This window comes from Parabacteroides sp., from assembly GCF_977054455.1.
Genome location: NZ_CDRTCT010000023.1, coordinates 18685 through 39182, shown reverse-complemented (window position 1 = coordinate 39182; position 20498 = coordinate 18685). Strand labels below are relative to the sequence as shown.

Below are 20498 nucleotides of genomic sequence, written 5' to 3'. Positions count from 1 at the left end.
TTATTTTATAATTAAAAACTAACATTCAATCCAAATAAAAATGTTCTTGGAACCGGATAAACGCCATCATCAATTCCTGCCTTTAAAGGAGAAGATGAGCCCACTTCTGGGTCAAAACCTGAATAGCCAGTAAGAGTAAATAAATTTTGCGCACTTATATAAATTCTACAGTTCGATATCACACGAGTCATATTAATTATATCTTTAGGTATAGTATAACCTAATGTTACATTTTTTACACGCATATAACTACCATTCTCAATATAAAAAGTAGAACTATTAGCATAATTCCCATTTGCATCATTATATATTAGGCGAGGTATTTCATTTCGCCCACTACCTGGTGTCCAACGATTCAAAATATTTTTAGAAGCATTTACTATTCCAGAACCTCCAAAATATTTCATTGGATAAGTATTTATTTTATTTGCATTGAAAATTTCATTTCCAGCTACACCAGATAAAGCAATATTTAGATCAAAATCTTTATATTGCAAATCAATCGTTGCACCGTACATGAAATTGGGCCAAGGACTTCCTATTTTCACCTTATCTTTATCAGAAAGAACACCATCGTGATTTACATCTCTAAATTTAAAATCACCAGCTTTTGCATTAGGTTGATAACTTAAATTCACCTCTTCATTTGTTTGATAAATACCATCCACTATATATCCTTTAAAATAACCAACTTCTTCACCAACTTCCGTATAAGTAGCAGGCAACGAAATATAATTAGAAACACTACTACCTGCTATTGGTAACCCAACTCCAAGACTTATAACCTTATTACTCAGTGTTGATATATTTCCCGAAACTCCCCAACTAAAATCACCTATACTACCATTATACCCTAACGCTAATTCAATCCCCTTATTTTCAATGGTTCCTCCATTAATTGAAGGAGCTGTTTGAAATCCAGCTTCATAGGATACAGGAAGAGCAACTAGCATATCTTTTGTTTTTTTTATATAATAATCCACACTAGCTGTAACATGTCCATTAAAAATAGAAGCATCAATACCAAAATTTAATTGTTCACTCGCTTCCCACTTTAGATCTGGATTTCCCGGTTTAAGAATAGACGAACCTACAACCAAATTCTGCCCTGATCCTAAAATATAATTATCAGCATTATTTCCAATTCTTATTGTACTGAAATATCCAAACGAACCAATATTGTCATTTCCCAATTGTCCCCAACTTGCACGCAATTTTAAAGAATATAAGAATTTGAGCTGCTTCATAAATTCTTCTTCTGAAATATTCCAACCTATTGATGCCGAAGGAAAAACACCCCATTTATTTTTAGGACCAAAATTAGAAGATCCATCACGTCTTAAACTTGCAGAAAGTAAATATCGATCTTTGAATGAATAATTTATACGTCCCAAATAAGAAGCTAATGCATACTCTGATTTAGAACCATAAGACGTTCTTTCACTAAATTTACTACCATTGATAACCTGAATTGTTTCATTAATATAATCTTTACCAGTAGAAGATAAATTATCTGATCTATTCTTCTGAGCAGTTTGACCGATCAACGCATTTATTCGATGATCTCCAAAAACGCCAGAATAGGAAAGAGTATTCTCTATCAGCCAATTAACACCCCTATTATCCGCATCTGTCAAAGTAGCTTGTAGATTTCTATAATGACCTCTTTGAACTTTAGGTTGCCAAGATGTATTTTTCGTAGTAAACATATCAAAACCTATTGATGAACGAAATTTCAAACCTTTAAATATTTCAATCTCGCCAAACGCATTACCATACACTCTCATATTCTCCATTCTATTATCAATAGATTTTGCTCTAAGAACAGGATTATCCGCTTGCGATGTATAATATGCCGTAGAACCATCAATAACATCATCTAATCCCAAATGAGGATACATTTGCTGGGCCAGATTGAAAATTCCTACTCTCAATTCATTATTTTGTTGTCCTTTTGCTTGTGTATAGGTAAAAGCCAAAGTCGAACCAAATTTCAAATGATCATTAGCTTTCAAATCCACAGTCAAACGTCCCGTATATCTTTTATACCAAGTTTCTATCATCGTACCATCTTGATCCAAAAAACCAAGAGATAAAGAAGCCTGAGTATTTTTATTTCCACCAGAAACAGATAAATCATGATTCTGAGTAAGAGCCGTTCTAAAAATGGCATCTATCCAGTCTGTACCTTTCCCTAATGATAAAGGATTTGCGAACTCTGGATTCGGTTCCATTCCTGAATTTGCAAACAATTCATTAGCCAATGTTGCAAACTCTGTAGCATTCAAAAATTCAGGTTTCTTCCATAATTGTTGCATTCCAACATATCCACTATAATTAACCTTTGCCAATCCTTCATGACCTCTTTTAGTTGTAATTAATATTACACCATTTGCAGCCCTAGCTCCATATATTGCCGCAGCTGCTGCATCTTTAAGAACTTCTATAGATTCTATATCATTAGGGTTGATAATGGATAATCCACTAATATTATCTCCACTTCCACTAATAGACATATTCCCTCCTCCTATTGGCATACCATCAACAACATATAAAGGATCATTCCCACTCGTAGTTCCAATACCTCTGATTCGAACTGACCCTCCTGCACCCGGAGCCCCACTGCCTTGAGTTATTTGTACACCAGGAATTTTACCTTGTATTGCATTAGTAAACGAGTTCGAAGCAACTTTAACGATATCACCGGCTTTCAAAGAGCTTACCGATCCTGTCAATTCTTTTTTCTTCATCGTACCATATCCTACAACGACAACTTCGTCCAACGCTTCAGAGTCTTCTTTTAAAACAATATTATAAGAAGTCTTAGCAGTTACTTTCATTTCATAAGTATCATATCCTACATAAGAAATTAATAAGATACTTCCTTCTGAAACATCAATAGTAAAATTCCCATCTACATTCGTAATTGTCCCATTCGTAGAGCCTTTTTCTATAACATTAGCTCCAACAATCGGTTCACCTTTATCATCTGTAATCACACCTGTAACTTTTCTTATTGATTGCCTTTCTGGCTGATTATAAATTTTCGTAATAATAATATGCTTATCTACAATTTTATAAGTCAGATTATTATTTTTGGTAATCTCACTAAGAATATCCGAAACTAACTTATTTGTTGCAGTCAAATTAAAACGTTGGTTATTATCAATTTCCTCACTTTTATAGAAAAACATAAATTCAGACTGCTTTTCTATTTGTGAAACAACATCATAAAATGTCCCGTTTTCCACTTCAACAGAAATACGACGCTCCTGTGCGTACGTTACTGCAGACACCTGAATAATACCCGCCAAAATAAGTATTGCCGTGATTTTCATAATACGTGTAATTTTTAGTGACAGCAATCGACTGTCATCTCGTTCTTTTTTCATACATTTGGATGTTTTTATTATTAAATTGTCTCGTTCGCAGCGTTTTCCAGATAAGAGCGAAAGAGAGCGGTTAACTAATTAAAAATGACTCTTGAATCGGGAAATGTCGCAACCATTTTCCGATTCTATTTTTTTAGACTGAAACCGTGTGCATAGGCAATTATGTTTTTAAAGGTTTAACAATTTATTTGTTTGTTATATAAATATCTTTTTTCACTCGTCTGAAAACAAACTGTTTTTCATAATCGATAATACGCAGTACATCCATAATGTCCTGTTCCAACGAAAATGTCCCTGTATATCGGATTTTTTCCAAACGGGAATCATTCAAATGAATATGAACATCATAATAATTCTCCAAACGCTTGGCAATAGACAACAAAGATTCATCCTTAAATTTATATACACCATCTAACCAAGCATTTTCAAGAGAAGCATCCACATCAGATACGAATACCGATCCACTCTTATTATCCGTCAGAGCATACTGGTTCGGTTTCATCAATATATATCCTGTCGATTCATTAAACTCATTGAATGCCTCCAGTCCTATTTGCCCACTTAATAATGTTACGGAACTATGAGTGTCGTTTTTATAAGCCTGGACATTGAATGTTGTTCCTAAAACCGTTATTTCCTGATTGTCCAGTTTTACGATGAAGGGCTTTTCTTTATTCTTCGCCACTTCAAAATAGGCTTCACCACTTAAATATACCTGACGTTTTTCTCCATTAAAATTAACAGGATATTTAAATATTGTAGCTGCATTCAAGATTACTTTTGTACCGTCAGAAAGAATTATCGTATTCGTACGTCCGCCTTTAGGAACGTGTATCTCATTATACACAATTTTCTCCTCTGCCGAATAGGAAGAGCTGCTGTTCCAAAACTCATGAATTCCCCAACCGGCGCCAATTGCAAAAATTATAATAGCTGCATATTTTACATATGAAATCCATAAATCACGAACTCGTGATTTACCAAGAGAAAAATCCTTCTCTTGGTGTTTATCTATGCGAGCAAGCATTTTTTGCCAACTGGCCTCATTCACCTCTTCCTTCGAGAAAAAAGAACGTCGACTGGAATCCGAGATACCCTTCAGCCCAAAGAAATAAGATTTATGTTCCGCATCTTCTTCCAGCCAGGACTCCAGGTAACGAAGTTCTTCTTCATTTATATCCTGTTGCAGGAAACGGATTATTAATTCTTCTATGTTATATTTTTCAGACATTCTGATGTTCGTTTATATTATACACGATTATCTCTTCAGATCTACTTACGCAATTCTCAAAAATTTGGAAGAAAAATCAAACAACTGAGTAAAACGCTCCGCAAAATCTTCAATGCCTTATAAAGTTGTGCCTCCACCGTACGGGTGGAAATATTGAGCAGTACAGCTATTTCCGAAGTTTTTCGTTCTTCCAGATAGGACATTGTAAAGATTTCACGACATTTCTCCGGCAACTTATCCATCTCTTTATAGATAAGCTCCAGACGCTCGTCTTCCGCAAACAAAGATTGCGGATCGTCATTGTAATATATCTCTTCTATTTTTAATTTGGTCGTGACGGCATTAATATAATCACCTTTTACCTCCTGATGTTTCAGGTAATCCAGACAGGCATGCTGAACGGAGCGATACAAATAAGTTTTAATCCCTTCTTTCAAAAACAAAAAAGTCTTCTTTTGCCAGACTTTAAGAAACACATCCTGCACCAAATCTTCTGCAGTAATAGCATTTACATACTTTCCAGCATAGAAAATCAGCATTGGAGCATTTGATTTATATAGCTCCTTGAACTGAATCAACTCTCGATCATCCTCCTTCGGTCTATCCATAACACATGCTAACAAAGAAACGTTTCTACAAGTATAGACGATTTATCCGGAAAAACTACTTACGGGAAAGTTATATTTTTATTTAGAGATGGCTTTTTAACGCTTGAAAGAAGAAAGTTTACCTTGTGTCGAGTGAAGCAAATTCCTCTCAATTGGCATATTGTCACATGAGCCAATTGGCATCTTATCTCCACCCCTTATTGTAATTAAAGGTTTATTTAACATTAGAATGACTTAATGATAGAATAAATTCAGACATTGCTTTTTCTTGGACAAAACGAGCTTTTCTCCATCTATTTGCCGTTTATCGCCACAAAGACGGTCGTCGTCGCCATGACAAGGGACTTCATCGCCATGAAGACGGTCGTCGTTACCCATGAACCAGGTGCTCACGGCAACGAAGACGGTCGTCCTGAAAAATTTCTGCGCACCTCACAGCGGGAAGGCGGGGAAATACTTTTTCCATAAATGATCTGCGCCCCGACCTTGCCCGCAAATATCCGATTCTCCGGCAGTTGAGGTTTATCATATTGTTGCGTTTTATCCGTTTTGACAGGCAAAACGGAGCCGATATCCGGATGATATGCCAACCCCACAACATCTACAGTCAATCCTGAGTGTCGGAACCAGAGCAAAAAGTAAGATAAAAACAAACCGAGATTTCAGGTAAAATAGAATATTAGGAAAAAATGGGTTATTGTAATTATTTTATCCTGTAACAAGCAATTCTCGGCAAACAAGTATATGTCAAGTTTATTTCTATAAAAATCAAGGTTATAACAATAAAAAAGATTATTTTTGTATATAACAATTTATCAGTTAGCCATGAGAAGACGGATGTTTATGAAATTAGCTGCCACATCACTATTAACAGTAAGCCACAACAGTTTAGGGATAAATCATACCAACGCAAAGTCAGAAAAAGGTATTGCTATTCGTTTTTTAGGGACTGGTGCAGCAGATTGGAACGGGCGGGACGAACGCGGAGAATTACGGCGTTTGACAAGCATCCTTGTCGACAGGCATATTCTCATTGATTTCACCCCGACAACTGAAGATATGTTGCCTGTAGATTGCCATCCTGATATTATTTTTTATACACATTCACATAATGACCATTATAATCCGACAGCCGCTCTTAAAGCAGGTGTCAAACGAGTATATTTAAGCCAGACTTGGTATGATATAGCTAAAGTTGATTTTGATCAAGCCGCGAAAGCATTAAATATGCCCTCCCCTTTAATCACACCTGTTTACACAGGGCAGCAGATCAAGATTGAAAACTTAGCCATCACCCCTCTTCCAGCCAATCACGCAACAGAATACATCACGGAACAAGCACTGATCTATCTTATAGAAAAACAGAATACACGTTTACTCTATGCGACTGATACCGGAGGAATCCCGGCCTTAGCAACCCGTATAAGCGGAATTGATGCACATCAAAAAGGGAGTCCTATCACTGCTCTGATTATGGAAGCAACTATGGGGATGAATTGTGAAGCAGATTTTCGACTTTTCACTCATTCCAGTGTAGCTTTAGTTGAACGTACCGTCCGAGTCCTGAAAGAAACAAAACGTTACCTTCCTCCAGCAGGACAACCTGTGTATATCACTCACCTTGCCCGTACCCTACACGGTACACAAGCAGACCTGGACACTCATCTTCCCGCACCACTCCGTGCTGCTTACGACGGGCTTGAAGTTATATTTTATCCGAACCATTTTGATCCATCTTCTCAAACATAATGCTTCAAAATATTCTTGGTTATACATCAAAAAGACTTACATATTCAAAAATACAATTTATAAGTTTCATTTTCAAATATGTAAGTCTTTTATACAAAGGACTGTCATTTAATTTGGATTAAATGACTAAGTTTCTACGAAAACCTATAGAGTTTTTAACCTAATATTTCGCCATAAAACTTTTATACCTCCTCCATCATGGATTTGAAGGGCAATCCGCCCCTTTCCTTTACCAATTCGTTCGTCTTTGATATTGACCATTTCCTCCCCATTGAGCCAAGTAGTCACATTATCTCCCTGGATCTTGATACGCATAAGGTTCCAATCATGCTCTTTTAGAATACTCTCTTTTTCATCCGGTATCTGAACAAGCCATCCACGACCATAGGATTCATATATGCCTCCAGTATCATGTCCCTTAGGAGCGACTTCAACCTGCCATCCCTCTACCGTAGCATCTTCATCAACTATAGAACGAATGAAAACTCCTGAATTCCCATTGGCTTCCTGCTTAAATTCTAAAGTAAGATCAAAATCATCATAATATTTATTTGTAGCAAGATAACCATACTTCTTATCAGGTCCACTTTCACAGACCAATAAACCATCTTTTACATACCATAGCTCCGTACCATATGTCTGCCATCCCTCGATATCTTTGCCATTATACAGTAATACATCTTCACTTTTACGAGGAAGTTCTTTCAATTTTATGTTACGAAAAGACGCAGGATAACCATGATCTTGCAGACAAATCAAACCTTTTCTGGATAATCCATATTCAGGAGCATGAGACCATTTTCCACTATTTTTACGGGCAAACCAATCGTCAGTCCAAGCTTCGAATGCAAGAATTTTTACTCCATTAAGCCAATGCTCGACATGACCGTTGTCAAAAACGATCTTTGAAGTATTCCATTCCCCCGCAGGATTTATTTTCATCACAGCGGTATCCGGTAGATACATCGCATAATCCACTCCCGTTTTCTGCCAATCTTCAAGTTTTTCCGAAAAATTAGGCTCATCGATCAGCTGATATTCAGGCCCTGTAACATAAGGAACTTTAAATTGAGGCCTTTCTACGACATGATATAACATGCCACTATTTCCTCCTTTTGAAAGTTTCCAATCCCACACCAACTCAAAATTTTCATATTCTTTATCTGTGACTATATATCCACTTCCATCGCTACCTGTTCCTTTTGCTTGTATGCATCCGTCAACAACATGCCAAGGTTCAGTCAAGGATGCTCCATTATAATCCCGCCAACCATCCAGAGTCTTACCATCAAACAACAAAACCCATCCGTCTTTCTCTTCCTGGCTTGTCAAAATATTATGATGAACTTGATTGCAGGATAGCAAGACACTTACCGCCATAAGCGGTAAGGTCCATGCAAAAATATTCTGTTTAAACAATTTATAATATTTCATTTTCAATCAATATTTAAATATTCCCACTATCTAAGAATTAGGCAAATAAGAAAGTATCTTATCCATTTGCTCTGATATTTTCTTCAAATGTTTCCTGTCACCGCCCCCAACTTCAGCCGTAATCCATCCACCTTTATATCCGATGTCATTCACTGCTTTCATTACAAGAGGCCAGTTATTATCTCCTTCCAATAATTCGACATTAAAACCATCTCTTAATCCTTTTGTATTCATAATATCACGGCTGAACTCCTTGACATGTAACTTAACGATTCTATCATTCAATGTCGTAATCCACTGTTCTGGCCAACCATAACGTAAAATGTTACCTATATCAAAATACCAACCGATCAAAGGATGATTTATATCATCAACAAATCGCCGAGCTTCCACCGGGCTTAAAATAAAATTACTCCATACATTTTCAAGTCCAATCTTAATTCCAGTACGTTCAACAGCAGGAATCAACATTCTAATAGAAGCCAATGCCGTATTATAGGCCTGTTCATAAGGAATATTTTCGTTAACGACACCCGGCACGACCAAAACAGTATCTCCACCAAGCGCATTGGTTTCCTCCAAGGACTTTGTTACAGAATTGATACATGCCAGTCTGACACTTTCATCCGGGTGAGAGAGAGGTTTAGACCAATGGTCTTTATTGACAGTGCTTGGCAGTTCGATACCTGTCTTTTCTTTTGCCTCGATTAATTCGGCTACAGAAAATTCGAGAGGGCTATTAAATTCTATCCCGTCAAATCCGGCATCTTTCACCAGTTTAAACTTATCCACTAAAGGAAGTTTTTCTCCGATCATTCCAAAACCAAGACCTTTTTTGATCTTTTTTTTATCCATCTGTTGAAAATCAGACATAGAAGCTGTAACAACTCCCGGCACGACCGATAAACCCGTCAAAAGAGTCGCAGACTTTAAGAAATTTCTTCTTTCCATAATTTTCTTATTTAAAAAGTGTTATACCAGGAATTGCTATGGGCAAATCATATTTTGTTTCCCAAGATATCGGATCCGGGAAGAAAGTATCCATCGAACAAAGTGCTTGCTCACACGATATAGTCTGTCCTGTATAAGCAGCCATTCTTCCAGCTAATGCGACTAAATTGGATCTGGTCATCCATTCGCCATCATTTATCGGATTATTATTCCGGATAGAGGCAAACAACTCATCATGTTCTTGTTGATACATTCCTCTTGACTTTGTTTTTTTGTAGGCATTTTCATCCGTAAATTTGGTTTCGTCATTATATTTCCAAGGATGAGCGCCTTTTATTTCATGTACACCGGTACGGCAGTCAATTATGCACTCCCCTTCTTTTCCAATAAATTCAACTCCGTAAGTAGGAGATGTACCATTTTGTTGTCTACAAGAAAAATAAGCCTTTGCACCATTTGAATATTCATAGGTAACGGCAAAATGATCATAAACATTCCCGAATTTTTTATCTGTTCTTTTCTGCCTTCCGCCAGATCCAGTTACACTTACAGGCAATGCATCCCCCATACCCCACTGTAACATGTCCAAACTATGAATAGCTTGTTCAATGATATGGTCTCCTGACAACCAGTTATAATATAACCAATTACGAAGTTTATATTCCATATCAGACCAACCACTTTGACGCTCCTTAAACCAAAGTTCTCCGGTATTATAAGTAGCTTCCGCTGTCAGGACTTCCCCGATTTGCCCATTTAATATTCTCTCAAAAGTCTCTCTTTTAGGTAAATGATATCGCCAGCAAAAGCCTGAAACTAATGATATGTTTTTTTCTTTTGCTTTTTGGGCAGCCATAATCACTCTCCTTAATCCTGGCCCATCCACTGCAAAAGGTTTTTCACAAAAAATATGCTTTCCCGCATTTACGGCATATTCCAAATGAGCCGGACGAAATGCAGGAGGTGCAGCCAACAATACCACATCCACATCCGAATCAATAAGCTTTTGATAAGCATCCAAACCGACAAACTTCATATTAGCAGACACCTGTACTTTCTGCGGATATTTTTCTTTCAATCTTTTATAAGATGCATCTAATTGATCACTAAAGGCATCGGCCATCGCAACCAATGTAACGTTAGGATCAGCATTCAAGGCCTCTTCAGCTGCGCCACTTCCACGTCCACCACAACCAATCAAACCGATTCTTAAAGTATCGCTGTTTAAAGAGCGAGCAGGCTCTGCTGAAATTATATTACCTGTAGGTATCATACTACCGATTGTCGCAACACTTGCTGCTTTTATAAAGTTTCTTCTTGAAAATTTCATAACGTAAAGAATTTAATTGATAATTAATAACCCGGATTTTGTTGTAACTGAGGAGCTTTATTCATTTCATCAATAGAAATCGGCAACCAATACTGCCTGTCTTTCCACTCTCTGGCATCAGCCATAGTGGTAGTATTATAGATGTAAAAAGAAACACCATCCTCAAAATGATAAATATAGGTAGGACTGAAGCTCTTTATAACCTTATCACAGATCATCCATTTCCGAATACAGTACCATCTATCTCCTTCGGCCATCATCTCGATTAATCTTTCATGCCTATACCATCTTCTGGCTTGCCCCTGATCGGTTGTTAAAGTACGCCCCGGCAATCCAGCTCTATTTCTAATCTGATTCACAACTTTTAATCCCTCCTCAACTTCCCCAAGTTCTATACAAGCTTCCGCATAATCCAGTAATACTTCAGCATATCGCATTTCGACCCAGGTATTTTCATTATTATCCGTTTCGCCATTAATGGTGATATCAAGCATTTTTCTTAGATAATAACCTGTTTTTGTCCCGTTCCAAGCTTGATTGGCTGCTGAACGAGAGTCATATCCACCAACTGTAACAGCCTCCAAATTCTTAATCTCGTTCATCAGATCGGCCACATTTTTCCCGATCAAACTCTTCCCAGCACTTTTGACCTTTGCTCCAATTTCCACTTTATTATTAGTTTCTGATCTTTCTCTCCACGGAGCTCCGTCAAACAAAATAGAGGCATAGAAGCGAGGTTCTCTTCCAACATAAGGATTCACTTCCGGATCAACCGCTTGCTGCTCTTGTGTAAAAGTTCTAATATTTACTTCTCCAGGATTATATTTATCCCATTGGAAAGCTGTCCCGTCTTGCATCTCGTATTCTCTTATTAAATCTTCGACAGGTTCATTATTTCCCCAACAATTATATCCATTCGGCCCCCAGAATAAATTGTTTTGAGCTTTGTTCCCTTGTTTATTCAAATATTGTACACCAAAAATCACCTCATCGTTCCATACACCTTTTTGTAAAAAGATATTGGCATAATTTGTAGCATATTCCATTACTTGCTCCTGTGTCATGTCAGCAGGAGGTTCAGAAGCTATGCCAGCTAAAGCATAAACTCCATATTTTCCGTCAATAATATCTTTTGCCGCATTCTTCGCTGCCAACAGCCGCTCTTTCCGGTTATTATCGGAGAATGAAACAAATGAATTACTTTTTTCATATCCACCATTTGTCAATTCTCCGGCTATGAAGCTCAGCAACCTTGACTTCAAGGCAGCGGCTGCGCCTTTAGTCGCTCTTCCTTGAGCAATATCTGTTTTTAGAGGCAAGTCGGCAATTGCTTTTTCTATATCACCTAATATAAAATCTACTGTTTCTTGCAAAGAGGAGCGAGTAAATGCAGAGAAGTCATCATCCAAATTATATTTCTTATCAGAGATAACCAATCCGCCATAAGCCCTAAGCAAATTCGTGTAATCAAAAGCACGGATAAAATATGCTTCCGCCTTTATTTGCTTGATTTTGGCTTGATCAGCCTGAGTCTCGGCAGGAACCTTATCTATGCCATCCAACAAAGTATTTACGTTCTTTATATTTTTATATAAATCATTCCACAAGATAAAATTATAACGAACTCCACTCGTTCCACCAAAATGTCCTAAATAACTTGGTGTTAATGTTCCCTTTGTAAAAGTAACTTCACCAGCTCTATGAATATTAAGGAGTTCATCGGTCGAAGAAGACAATAGGTCTTCCTTCATTCCTAACACATTTTCATGATCTCCACCTATTTGATCATAACACTGATAAAGAAATGCCTCCACCAGATTAATGTCTTTAAAGAGTGATTCTTCATTAAAAGAGTCAACTGGGTCTTTATCTAAAACATCACTACAAGAAGTCATTATTATCATTGAAAGGATAATAATAACATTATATTTACATAGATATCTTTTCATATTATTTAAAAAATAAAGTATTTATAATATCAGAAAGTGACATTAAGTCCGACAGAATAAGTTCTCATCGCCGGATAACCTTGAGGATTACCAACTTCCGGGTCATAATTTCTTTGAGCGGAATATAGCAGGCACAGGTTATTTCCTGACAAGAAGATATTGGCTTGCGATATATAGACTTTGCTCAATAAACTTTTAGGTATGCTATAATTGATCGTGACATTCTTCAAACGGAAATAAGCCATATTATCATACCAATAGGTATTGGCGTTACTCGCATACGACCAATATTGGTCAGCTCTGTGGAAAGGACGGGCTTGATCCGAATTACTATTTTCAGGAGTCCAGTATCCATTTGCCATCCATTTGAAAACGTTTTGTCCAATTCCTCTGTTACCTCCTATCGTACTTCTATAGAATGATCCTTGTCCCTGCCCAAGTATGTTTAAGCTCCAATTCTTATACTGTAAACCTATTTTGATACCATAAAACAATTCGGGAGCATCAGTCTTATCCAACAAGATTCGATCATCCGCATTAATGACTTTATCATCATTGACATCTTCAAAGATCACATCACCGGGTTTAGCTCCTGTCCAATGAGGATATGCATCCACTTCCTCCTGAGTCTTAAAGATTCCGATCGCATTGTAAACCAGATTCGAGCCATAAGGATGCCCGGTCACTTGCTGCCAAGGCACAGAGCGTTCCGGTTCATCCATGAATTTCACTTTATTCCGTGCCCAACTTAAGTTACCTGATATATCCAAGTTAAATTCACCAAAAGATTTATTGAAACCAGCATCTATTTCAATACCTTTATTATCTACGATACCGATGTTTTCATCCGGCAATGAGAGCCCGGTAAAGCTTGGAACAGATGCATTTTTCTTTACTAAAATATCAGAACGTCTATTATAGAAAAACTCCGTATTCAGATAAAACATCTGATTATAGAACCGAGAGTCGAAACCGATATTATAGGTTGTCTGCTTTTCCCATGTAATATGAGGATTTGCTATCACAGACTGGTAAATTTTAGTAACCACCTCTTTATTCGTACCTAATGTCATACCGGCAGCCAAAGCATATTTATTCATATACTGGAACGAGTCTCCCGGATCCATACCCATTTTACCATACGTCCCTCTCAGCTTGAAGTAATCAATAAAAGACAGATTGTCTTTCCAAAATTGTTCTTCAGAAGCGCGCCATGCCAATAAGATTGCCGGAAAATTACCCCATCTTTTTGAAGGAGGAAACTTCAACGAACCGTCACGCCTAAGAATAAACTCCAACAAATACCGGTCTTTAAAGCTATAGTTTAATCTTCCAATCCAAGACTTACGAGCATAAATACTGACTTTTCCACTATTGGATTTGTCTTTTTCACCACCAGCATCCAACGCTTGTACCAAGTCCGAAATAAAATATTTCCGATAAGCATTGAAATCGAAAAAGTCTTCATCGAATTGCTCGTATGCTCCAAAGATGTTAAATGTATGATCTCCAAAAGTTCTACCGTAACTTGCACTTACATTAAACATCTTTCTCCTCGTCCTCGCATTCTCTTCCGTCAATTCAGGAGAATCAAGCCCGCGAAGTTTCGGCTCCAAATCCATGCTTGTTATAAAACCTTCATCATTTCTAATTGCCGTCTCATATTTAGGATAATACAATGTCCAAGGCTTTTTGAATCTTTTATTATTCTGATGATTTACATCATAATTGAAAAAACCGTCAATGGATAAACCCTTTACCATAGGAGGTTTAATAGAGACCTTAAATGTCGCTTCATTTTTATAATTATCAGTTTGATCATACCCCGCATCAAAACTTGTGTTCACCACAGGATTCACACCGGCTTCAAAATCCGGCCCAGGTTCTCCTGTCGGCCAATAAGCCGGCATAGTCGGAACAACCATTGAAGCCCATCCGAACAATTGATCCGTATTAGTTGTCGGATATTTTTTAGTTGTTACATATCCGCTATATAAGATAGAGGTCTCGATCCAATCAATAATTGGGACATCCACTTTCACTCTGTAGTTATATTGTTTGTATCTGGCGGATTTTGTTTGATAGATAGCCTCATTATTTTTATATCCAAACGAAGCATAATATCTTACTTTATCCGATCCTCCACTTATAGAAAGATTATGACGGGATTCAGTAGTCCATTCTCTTACCAGCTCCTTCATCCAATTCGTATTCGGATGCTCCCACGGATCAACTCCGCTCTTAAACAGTTCAATATCTCGATCTGAATAAAGCCGGCTCAAACCTTCATAATCCTGATAGTCGCTGATGTATTGAGCATACTCTGCCGCACTGGCTGTTTTAGGCAGGATTGTAGGTTTATTGAAACCTTGATAAAATTGATAATTTAGAGTTGCTTTTTTATTCGCTCCACTTTTTGTCGTGACAAGGATTACCCCATTTGCAGCTCTCGAACCATAAATAGCAGCAGAAGCATCCTTCAATACCGATATATTTTCAATATCGTTCGGATCTATTTCATACAGGCTTCTATCCGGAATACCATCGACTACGATTAAAGGATTTATATCTTTTTTTTCTCCTAAAGTCGATCTACCTCGAACCAATATTTTAGCAGCATCTTTACCCGGCTCTCCAGACTCTTGTGTTACGAATGTTCCGGGAAGACGACCTGAAATTGCATTGGTTGCATCAAATGTTGCTGCCGAAGAAATTTCCTCACCTTTTAAGGTCACGACAGCCCCGACCAGATTTTCTTTCTTTTGTGTTCCATAGCCGATAACAACAACTTCCTCTAAATGCTCCGCATCCTCTTTTAATACAATTTTGAAAGAGGTTTTCCCAGCTAAAGGAACAATTTGTCTGTGATACCCGATATATGAAATCTCTAAAACTGCATTAGTTCCAACCGTTAACGAAAACTTTCCTTCCAAATCGGTAATACTGCCATTCGTTGTACCACGTTCAACAACATTGGCGCCGATAATCGGTTCGCCTTTGTCGTCAGTGACAATACCCGATATAGAAATCTCCTTTTGTTTGATTGCTTGATTTTTAGGTATGCTATTCTTATCTTCAATTTTATAAAGGACAATATGCTTGTCGTTTATACTATATCCTATCTTTTCTTTTGCAAAGAGTTCATCTAACACATCCTTAACAAGCTTATTCTGGATATTAATTGATACTTTTCGATCAACATTGATATTCTTCACATTGTAAGTAAAATAGAAATCACTCTTCTGTTCTATTGAAGAAAGAACTTCGCGTACTGTTGCATTCTCCATGTCCAAAGACAGACGTGCAGATTGGGAATATGTCACACTTGCCACAACTTGTAGCGTCCCCAACAATAGAAAGAAAAATGCACATCTTATAATATTTAGACTTTTTGGGAACCATAATGATTTATATACACCGCACGGCGCATTTTTCATAATATAATTCATACATTTGTAAATGATTAGTTGGTAATAAATTTAGGTCATCTCTAAAGCGTTACTTGCTTAATCTGAGCTGAAGATATTTGCGGTATCTTCAGCTCTTGTTTTTATAAATCCTTCTCCATAGGCATTCTATTTTTTAGGGGTTTAAAAATCCGTATATTTCCTCTTTCAATCGAGTAATCTAACCTCCGAGTTTCTTTCAGCAAAAATAAAACCTGTTCAATCGTAGCTGTCTCCTTAAAACGACAAGTAAAAACCTCGTCCTCCAGAGAATAATCTGTTATATTTATTGTTACATCAAATTTTCTTTCCAAATCATGAACAATATCATCGAGCCTCTGCTGTACAAAATTTCCTTCTCCTTTCATCCATGACTTGACAACATTGGCATTAATGTTTTTCTCCAAAGTCATACCTGAATTTTTCGAATACGAAACTTGTTCATTAGAATTAAGGATCAATTTGTTTTGCCGGTCATTCGTTTCTACTTCCACCTTTCCTTCATCAAGAGTAACGATTGCCTTTCCATCATCAGAATAAGCTTTAACATTAAATTTTGTACCTAAAACTTTCACAGCCAATAATGGAGACTGAACGACAAAAGGGACATGCTCTCTATGCACCACTTCAAAAAAAGCCTCTCCTTCGAGTCTGATACTTCTTTCTTTTCCTGAAAAAAAAGAGGGATAAAACAGTCTGCTTTGAGAATTTAACCAGACTTTTGTTCCGTCGGAAAGCACCAAGGACGCTCTTTGCCCTTTTGAAACTTCAATCACATTAGATCCAGAAGGTCTAATCGGAACCATCCAATATAAATTTAAGCCTAACAAGCCTGTAATAAGAACAGCTGCTACATATTGTAGTATTGAATAAAAATGCTGTTTATTCTTTCTCTGAGAAAGAATAAAACGATTATAAGCCTGCTCTATTTCTCTTTTATCCGAAAAGCGCATTTCATCTTTCAGACTCCACGCACATTCCATCTCAAATAACCAATCAGCATGAGACTTATCAGATGCAATCCATCGATCAATCAATAGAATGTCTTTTTGAGTACAGGTATGAGTAAGAAACCGTATAAGTAATTGTTCGTCCATCTTCCTTTATCATGCTTACTAAAAAGAAGACAACCAAGATCAGACAATTTACGTGGTCAAAAATAAAGAAAAGTTTAATTCATGTTGCTAAGCATAAAAATAAGCATAAATAAATCTTTCAAATCTTCCCGTAGGAAAGAGAGTGCCTGCCGGATATGTCCTTCTACCGTACGTGGGGAAATTTCCATAATTTCAGCTATCTCTTTACGGCTGATATCATGGAAGTAAGCCATCCGGAAAACTTGTGCGCATTTAGGAGGCAGTTTATTAACGGAGAGTTCTATGATTTCCCGCAAATCCTGGTTTATAACGGCCTTAAGGACATCGTTAGCGTCGCTGGACTCATCCAAGAAAGCGATACGCGCCTCAGCGATGCGAACGCGTGATTCGTACTCGTCAACAATCATCTGGTGCTTGATATGGTTCAAGCAACTATTTTGCAGCCATTTAAAAAGGAAAGACTGAATATTATCGGCTTGTATATTCTTCTTCTGTTCCCAATAAGAGGTGAAAACTTCTTGTACCAAATCTTTGGCAACCTGTTCATCTACAAAACGACAAGCAAGTGACATCAATTTAGGATATAAACATTCAAAGAAAGTTCGGAATGCAACATGATCTCCTTTTATGACTTTCTCTATATCTATTTTCGCTTCCATATTATTATCTCCCTCTATTTATCCTAAAAAAAGAAGCGCGGAGCTATTAACTTATCTGTACTCAGAGCTCTGGCAAGCTTACATGGCAAATAAGCAATAGCCCACGCCCTATGGGAGCGTGAGCGTTATGCCTATTATTCTTCCATGTAATGAATTTGCCAGATTCTGAGTAAAGAATAATACGAAACGCTTCTACGTTTTTTCCTTAGTAAATCCGACCAAAGGTAATCATTTTTTCAAGAATCTTATATTCTATTGATTTACCGAACACACAATTAATTTTTCTTACATATTGAATAGCACTGTTTAACATTTCAACCCTTGACAAGTTCAGACAAACCCGTATCTTTGCATCGTGGTTTTTTCATAATAGTATTAGATTTAAGGTTAACAAAGTTTGGTTAGGGGTTGTCGTGAGACAGCCTTTAATTGTTTATAGGGGTTTCCTTTTCCTATAAATAGCCAGATCAGGGAAAATTGATAAGTTATCCGGCAAAATTGCCATTTACCGCAAGCCGCAATAGGCCGATATTTGCATTATAAAACAAACATATAAAACAGCAAAGACATGACGACTAAATTAAGTAATCTATTTTACACTTTCCTGAACATTGCAGCTTCGACTCAAAAATTGGGCATTAACTTGATCCGCGTGGCAATCCTGATCATCTTCGTATGGATCGGAGGATTGAAATTCTATAACTATGAAGCAGAAGGTATCGTGCCGTTTGTGGCGAACAGTCCTTTTATGAGCTTCTTCTATACGAAAAGCGCTCCCGAATATAAAGAATATAAACTGAAAGAGGGGGAATTCAACGAGGCCAAACATCAGTGGCATGTGGAAAACAACACGTACGGCTTCTCGCACGGGTTAGGCATTCTGATCATGGCGATCGGTATCCTGACGTTCTTAGGGATTTTCTCCCCTAAAATCGGCCTGGTAGGTGCAGGACTTGCCATTATCATGACGATCGGAACGCTCTCTTTCCTGGTGACGACGCCTGAAGTATGGGTACCGGACTTGGGAAGCGGAGAACATGGATTCCCGCTGCTGACCGGGGCAGGCAGACTGGTGATAAAAGACACGGCAATCATTGCCGGGGCAATCGTTGTACTTTCTGACTGCGCACAGAGGATATTGAAACAGAAGAAACATTAAAGTTGGCGATACACTTCATCAAACGGGACTCTGCACCGTTCTCCCCAGATCCCTTTATTTCCATCTCGTATGCCACAAGGGATTGCCATGTTTATTTCAGCGCCATGAGGCAATCCCAATGTTCTTTTCAGCCGACGGCTGTCCAGCCCTTCCAAAGGGCAGGTGTCATATCCCTCATTTGCCATCGCAATCATAAACGTCTGGGCGGCAAGGGCGCAAGATTTATGGGCAGTCACACGTATATCATTCTCCGATACATCAATCATCATCGGCCGGAAAAGGCTGATGGTAGTAGCCAATAACTTCCTGAACAACCCCAGGATCCCGAAGAACCGGGCATAGAGGAAAGGCATTATCATGCCGTAATAGAGTTCCCGGTCCTTGATACGTTTGTCCTGACGTTCTTTCGGACTGTAGCGGCGGATGTTGTCGCGTTCGAAATCGAGCACGAAACGTGCGTGCTTCCTATACCAGTCACGCCGCACGACAAAAACGACAATCTGTGAAGCGGTGGCGGCCGCTTTCTGTCCAAGACAATCTTTCGAGACCTTCGCCAACAGTTCCGGGTCCGTTATATGGTAAAATTCCCATAACTGCATATCCGAACTGTTGGGAGCCAATGTTGCCAGTTCCAAGCAATGCTTTACCCTTGCAGTATCTACCGGCCTGTTTTTATCAAACACCCGTACGGAACGTCTATATTCAAGAATTTCGTCTAAATTCATCATTTACCAATTTGATTAGAATATTCAGCAAAAACATAGGATCGATCTTAAGTTGATATATGGATAGAACATTCGCAGAAGTCATTTGTTTCACAGATAGTTGAACTTTTAACACGACCTTACATACAGAAAAAGAGTTGCCCGGCACGTCGCAGACAACCCTTTCTGTTTCTATCGCTCGATAACGATCTCGTTTAACTCGGCTTCGCCGCCTGCTCATCCACCGATACCAGTTCGATTTCGAATATCAAAGTCGAATAAGCCGGGATATCGCCGTTGTCGCTTGCGCCATAGGCTAACTGCTGCGGAATCCAAACCTCATATTTATCCCCTTCAACCATGTGTTGCAAAGCGACTGTCCAACCTGATATGACGGAACCATATCCATTCGGATTAGTTCGCGAATCATAATTGGCATAGGCAGAATAGACTGCGCATTTGAAGGGCGTACCGTCTTCAAACAACCGGGCATCAAACTCCGTTCCGTCTGTCAAAGAACCTTTATAGTAGACCGAGACACGGCTATTGAAATAGACTTTCTCGCCATCCCCCTTCTTAATCAGTTTGGCAAAAACATAACCGTCACCGGCTTCCGAGTTCCATCTTTCGAAACCGGTTTCATTCACTTTTGCCTGGAAGGCAATGTCCTGTTCCAACTTATAAGCCTCTCTTTCAACAGCCTCGGTATCATCGTCGTCATCCTTACAGGAAGAGACAACGAGGACACACAACAACATCAACGCGATATGCAGGTATTTCTTCATTCGT

At 38.1% G+C, this 20498-nt stretch carries 15 protein-coding genes; 2 read left to right on the top strand and 13 right to left on the bottom strand.

The features are described from left to right. Nucleotides 1-11 precede the first annotated feature (11 nt). From ACW6QF_RS12610 to ACW6QF_RS12595, 4 genes are all read right to left on the bottom strand, one after another. Complete coding sequence (locus ACW6QF_RS12610) at nucleotides 12-3392, bottom strand: TonB-dependent receptor (RefSeq protein WP_456088090.1); 3381 nt, start codon at nucleotides 3390-3392, stop codon at nucleotides 12-14. Between the two features lie 184 nt (nucleotides 3393-3576). Continuing rightward, on the bottom strand, nucleotides 3577-4623 hold the full coding sequence (locus tag ACW6QF_RS12605) for a FecR family protein (protein WP_456088089.1): 1047 nt from the start codon (nucleotides 4621-4623) through the stop codon (nucleotides 3577-3579). A 56-nt stretch (nucleotides 4624-4679) separates the two neighbouring features. Next, entirely contained in the window at nucleotides 4680-5231 is a 552-nt protein-coding gene (locus ACW6QF_RS12600; protein WP_456088088.1) for an RNA polymerase sigma-70 factor, read from the bottom strand. A 234-nt stretch (nucleotides 5232-5465) separates the two neighbouring features. Beyond that, nucleotides 5466-5609: a hypothetical protein gene (locus tag ACW6QF_RS12595; protein WP_456088087.1), complete on the bottom strand. Its 144-nt coding sequence runs from the start codon at nucleotides 5607-5609 to the stop codon at nucleotides 5466-5468. Nucleotides 5610-6074: 465 nt separating this feature from the next. Here ACW6QF_RS12595 and ACW6QF_RS12590 point away from each other — a divergent pair, with 465 nt between their 5' ends. After that, complete coding sequence (locus ACW6QF_RS12590) at nucleotides 6075-6980, top strand: MBL fold metallo-hydrolase (protein WP_456088086.1); 906 nt, start codon at nucleotides 6075-6077, stop codon at nucleotides 6978-6980. Nucleotides 6981-7124: 144 nt separating this feature from the next. Here the strand turns inward: ACW6QF_RS12590 and ACW6QF_RS12585 are convergent, their stop codons facing one another. The 7 genes from ACW6QF_RS12585 to ACW6QF_RS12555 all read right to left on the bottom strand — a co-directional run bounded on the left by ACW6QF_RS12585 (nucleotide 7125) and on the right by ACW6QF_RS12555 (nucleotide 17846). Next, nucleotides 7125-8360, bottom strand: a complete 1236-nt coding sequence (locus tag ACW6QF_RS12585) for a 3-keto-disaccharide hydrolase (protein WP_456088124.1) — start codon at nucleotides 8358-8360, stop codon at nucleotides 7125-7127. An 84-nt stretch (nucleotides 8361-8444) separates the two neighbouring features. After that, the gene (locus tag ACW6QF_RS12580; RefSeq protein WP_456088085.1) at nucleotides 8445-9365 is read right to left on the bottom strand and encodes a sugar phosphate isomerase/epimerase family protein; all 921 of its coding nucleotides are present in this window, start codon (nucleotides 9363-9365) and stop codon (nucleotides 8445-8447) included. 7 nt (nucleotides 9366-9372) lie between these two features. Next, entirely contained in the window at nucleotides 9373-10695 is a 1323-nt protein-coding gene (locus ACW6QF_RS12575) for a Gfo/Idh/MocA family protein (protein ID WP_456088084.1), read from the bottom strand. A gap of 23 nt (nucleotides 10696-10718) precedes the next feature. Continuing rightward, entirely contained in the window at nucleotides 10719-12644 is a 1926-nt protein-coding gene (locus ACW6QF_RS12570) for a RagB/SusD family nutrient uptake outer membrane protein (protein WP_456088083.1), read from the bottom strand. A 29-nt stretch (nucleotides 12645-12673) separates the two neighbouring features. After that, the gene (locus ACW6QF_RS12565) at nucleotides 12674-16093 is read right to left on the bottom strand and encodes a TonB-dependent receptor (protein WP_456088082.1); all 3420 of its coding nucleotides are present in this window, start codon (nucleotides 16091-16093) and stop codon (nucleotides 12674-12676) included. Nucleotides 16094-16194: 101 nt separating this feature from the next. Further along, nucleotides 16195-17187, bottom strand: a complete 993-nt coding sequence (locus ACW6QF_RS12560; RefSeq protein WP_456088081.1) for a FecR family protein — start codon at nucleotides 17185-17187, stop codon at nucleotides 16195-16197. Between the two features lie 74 nt (nucleotides 17188-17261). Next, complete coding sequence (locus ACW6QF_RS12555; protein ID WP_456088080.1) at nucleotides 17262-17846, bottom strand: RNA polymerase sigma-70 factor; 585 nt, start codon at nucleotides 17844-17846, stop codon at nucleotides 17262-17264. A gap of 568 nt (nucleotides 17847-18414) precedes the next feature. Between ACW6QF_RS12555 and ACW6QF_RS12550 the strand changes: the two genes are divergently transcribed. Continuing rightward, a complete protein-coding gene (locus tag ACW6QF_RS12550) occupies nucleotides 18415-19005 on the top strand; it encodes a DUF417 family protein (RefSeq protein WP_298548176.1) in 591 nt (196 codons plus the stop codon). Here the strand turns inward: ACW6QF_RS12550 and ACW6QF_RS12545 are convergent. Next, a complete protein-coding gene (locus tag ACW6QF_RS12545; RefSeq protein ID WP_456088079.1) occupies nucleotides 19002-19730 on the bottom strand; it encodes a nitroreductase family protein in 729 nt (242 codons plus the stop codon). The two genes, ACW6QF_RS12550 and ACW6QF_RS12545, sit on opposite strands and share 4 nt — an antisense overlap. Nucleotides 19731-19924: 194 nt before the next feature. After that, nucleotides 19925-20494, bottom strand: a complete 570-nt coding sequence (locus tag ACW6QF_RS12540; protein ID WP_456088078.1) for an FKBP-type peptidyl-prolyl cis-trans isomerase — start codon at nucleotides 20492-20494, stop codon at nucleotides 19925-19927. Nucleotides 20495-20498: the final 4 nt, after the last annotated feature.

Bases quoted from the DNA above. Each gene is read 5' to 3' on its own strand.
- ACW6QF_RS12600 (WP_456088088.1), bottom strand. From the start codon at position 5,231: ATGGATAGACCGAAGGAGGATGATCGAGAGTTGATTCAGTTCAAGGAG.
- ACW6QF_RS12595 (WP_456088087.1), bottom strand. From the start codon at position 5,609: ATGGGTAACGACGACCGTCTTCATGGCGATGAAGTCCCTTGTCATGGC.
- ACW6QF_RS12555 (WP_456088080.1), bottom strand. From the start codon at position 17,846: ATGGAAGCGAAAATAGATATAGAGAAAGTCATAAAAGGAGATCATGTT.
- ACW6QF_RS12585 (WP_456088124.1), bottom strand. From the start codon at position 8,360: ATGGCGGTAAGTGTCTTGCTATCCTGCAATCAAGTTCATCATAATATT.
- ACW6QF_RS12540 (WP_456088078.1), bottom strand. From the start codon at position 20,494: ATGAAGAAATACCTGCATATCGCGTTGATGTTGTTGTGTGTCCTCGTT.
- ACW6QF_RS12605 (WP_456088089.1), bottom strand. From the start codon at position 4,623: ATGTCTGAAAAATATAACATAGAAGAATTAATAATCCGTTTCCTGCAA.
- ACW6QF_RS12545 (WP_456088079.1), bottom strand. From the start codon at position 19,730: ATGAATTTAGACGAAATTCTTGAATATAGACGTTCCGTACGGGTGTTT.
- ACW6QF_RS12565 (WP_456088082.1), bottom strand. From the start codon at position 16,093: ATGAATTATATTATGAAAAATGCGCCGTGCGGTGTATATAAATCATTA.
- ACW6QF_RS12550 (WP_298548176.1), top strand. From the start codon at position 18,415: ATGACGACTAAATTAAGTAATCTATTTTACACTTTCCTGAACATTGCA.
- ACW6QF_RS12570 (WP_456088083.1), bottom strand. From the start codon at position 12,644: ATGAAAAGATATCTATGTAAATATAATGTTATTATTATCCTTTCAATG.
- ACW6QF_RS12590 (WP_456088086.1), top strand. From the start codon at position 6,075: ATGAAATTAGCTGCCACATCACTATTAACAGTAAGCCACAACAGTTTA.
- ACW6QF_RS12560 (WP_456088081.1), bottom strand. From the start codon at position 17,187: ATGGACGAACAATTACTTATACGGTTTCTTACTCATACCTGTACTCAA.
- ACW6QF_RS12610 (WP_456088090.1), bottom strand. From the start codon at position 3,392: ATGAAAAAAGAACGAGATGACAGTCGATTGCTGTCACTAAAAATTACA.
- ACW6QF_RS12575 (WP_456088084.1), bottom strand. From the start codon at position 10,695: ATGAAATTTTCAAGAAGAAACTTTATAAAAGCAGCAAGTGTTGCGACA.
- ACW6QF_RS12580 (WP_456088085.1), bottom strand. From the start codon at position 9,365: ATGGAAAGAAGAAATTTCTTAAAGTCTGCGACTCTTTTGACGGGTTTA.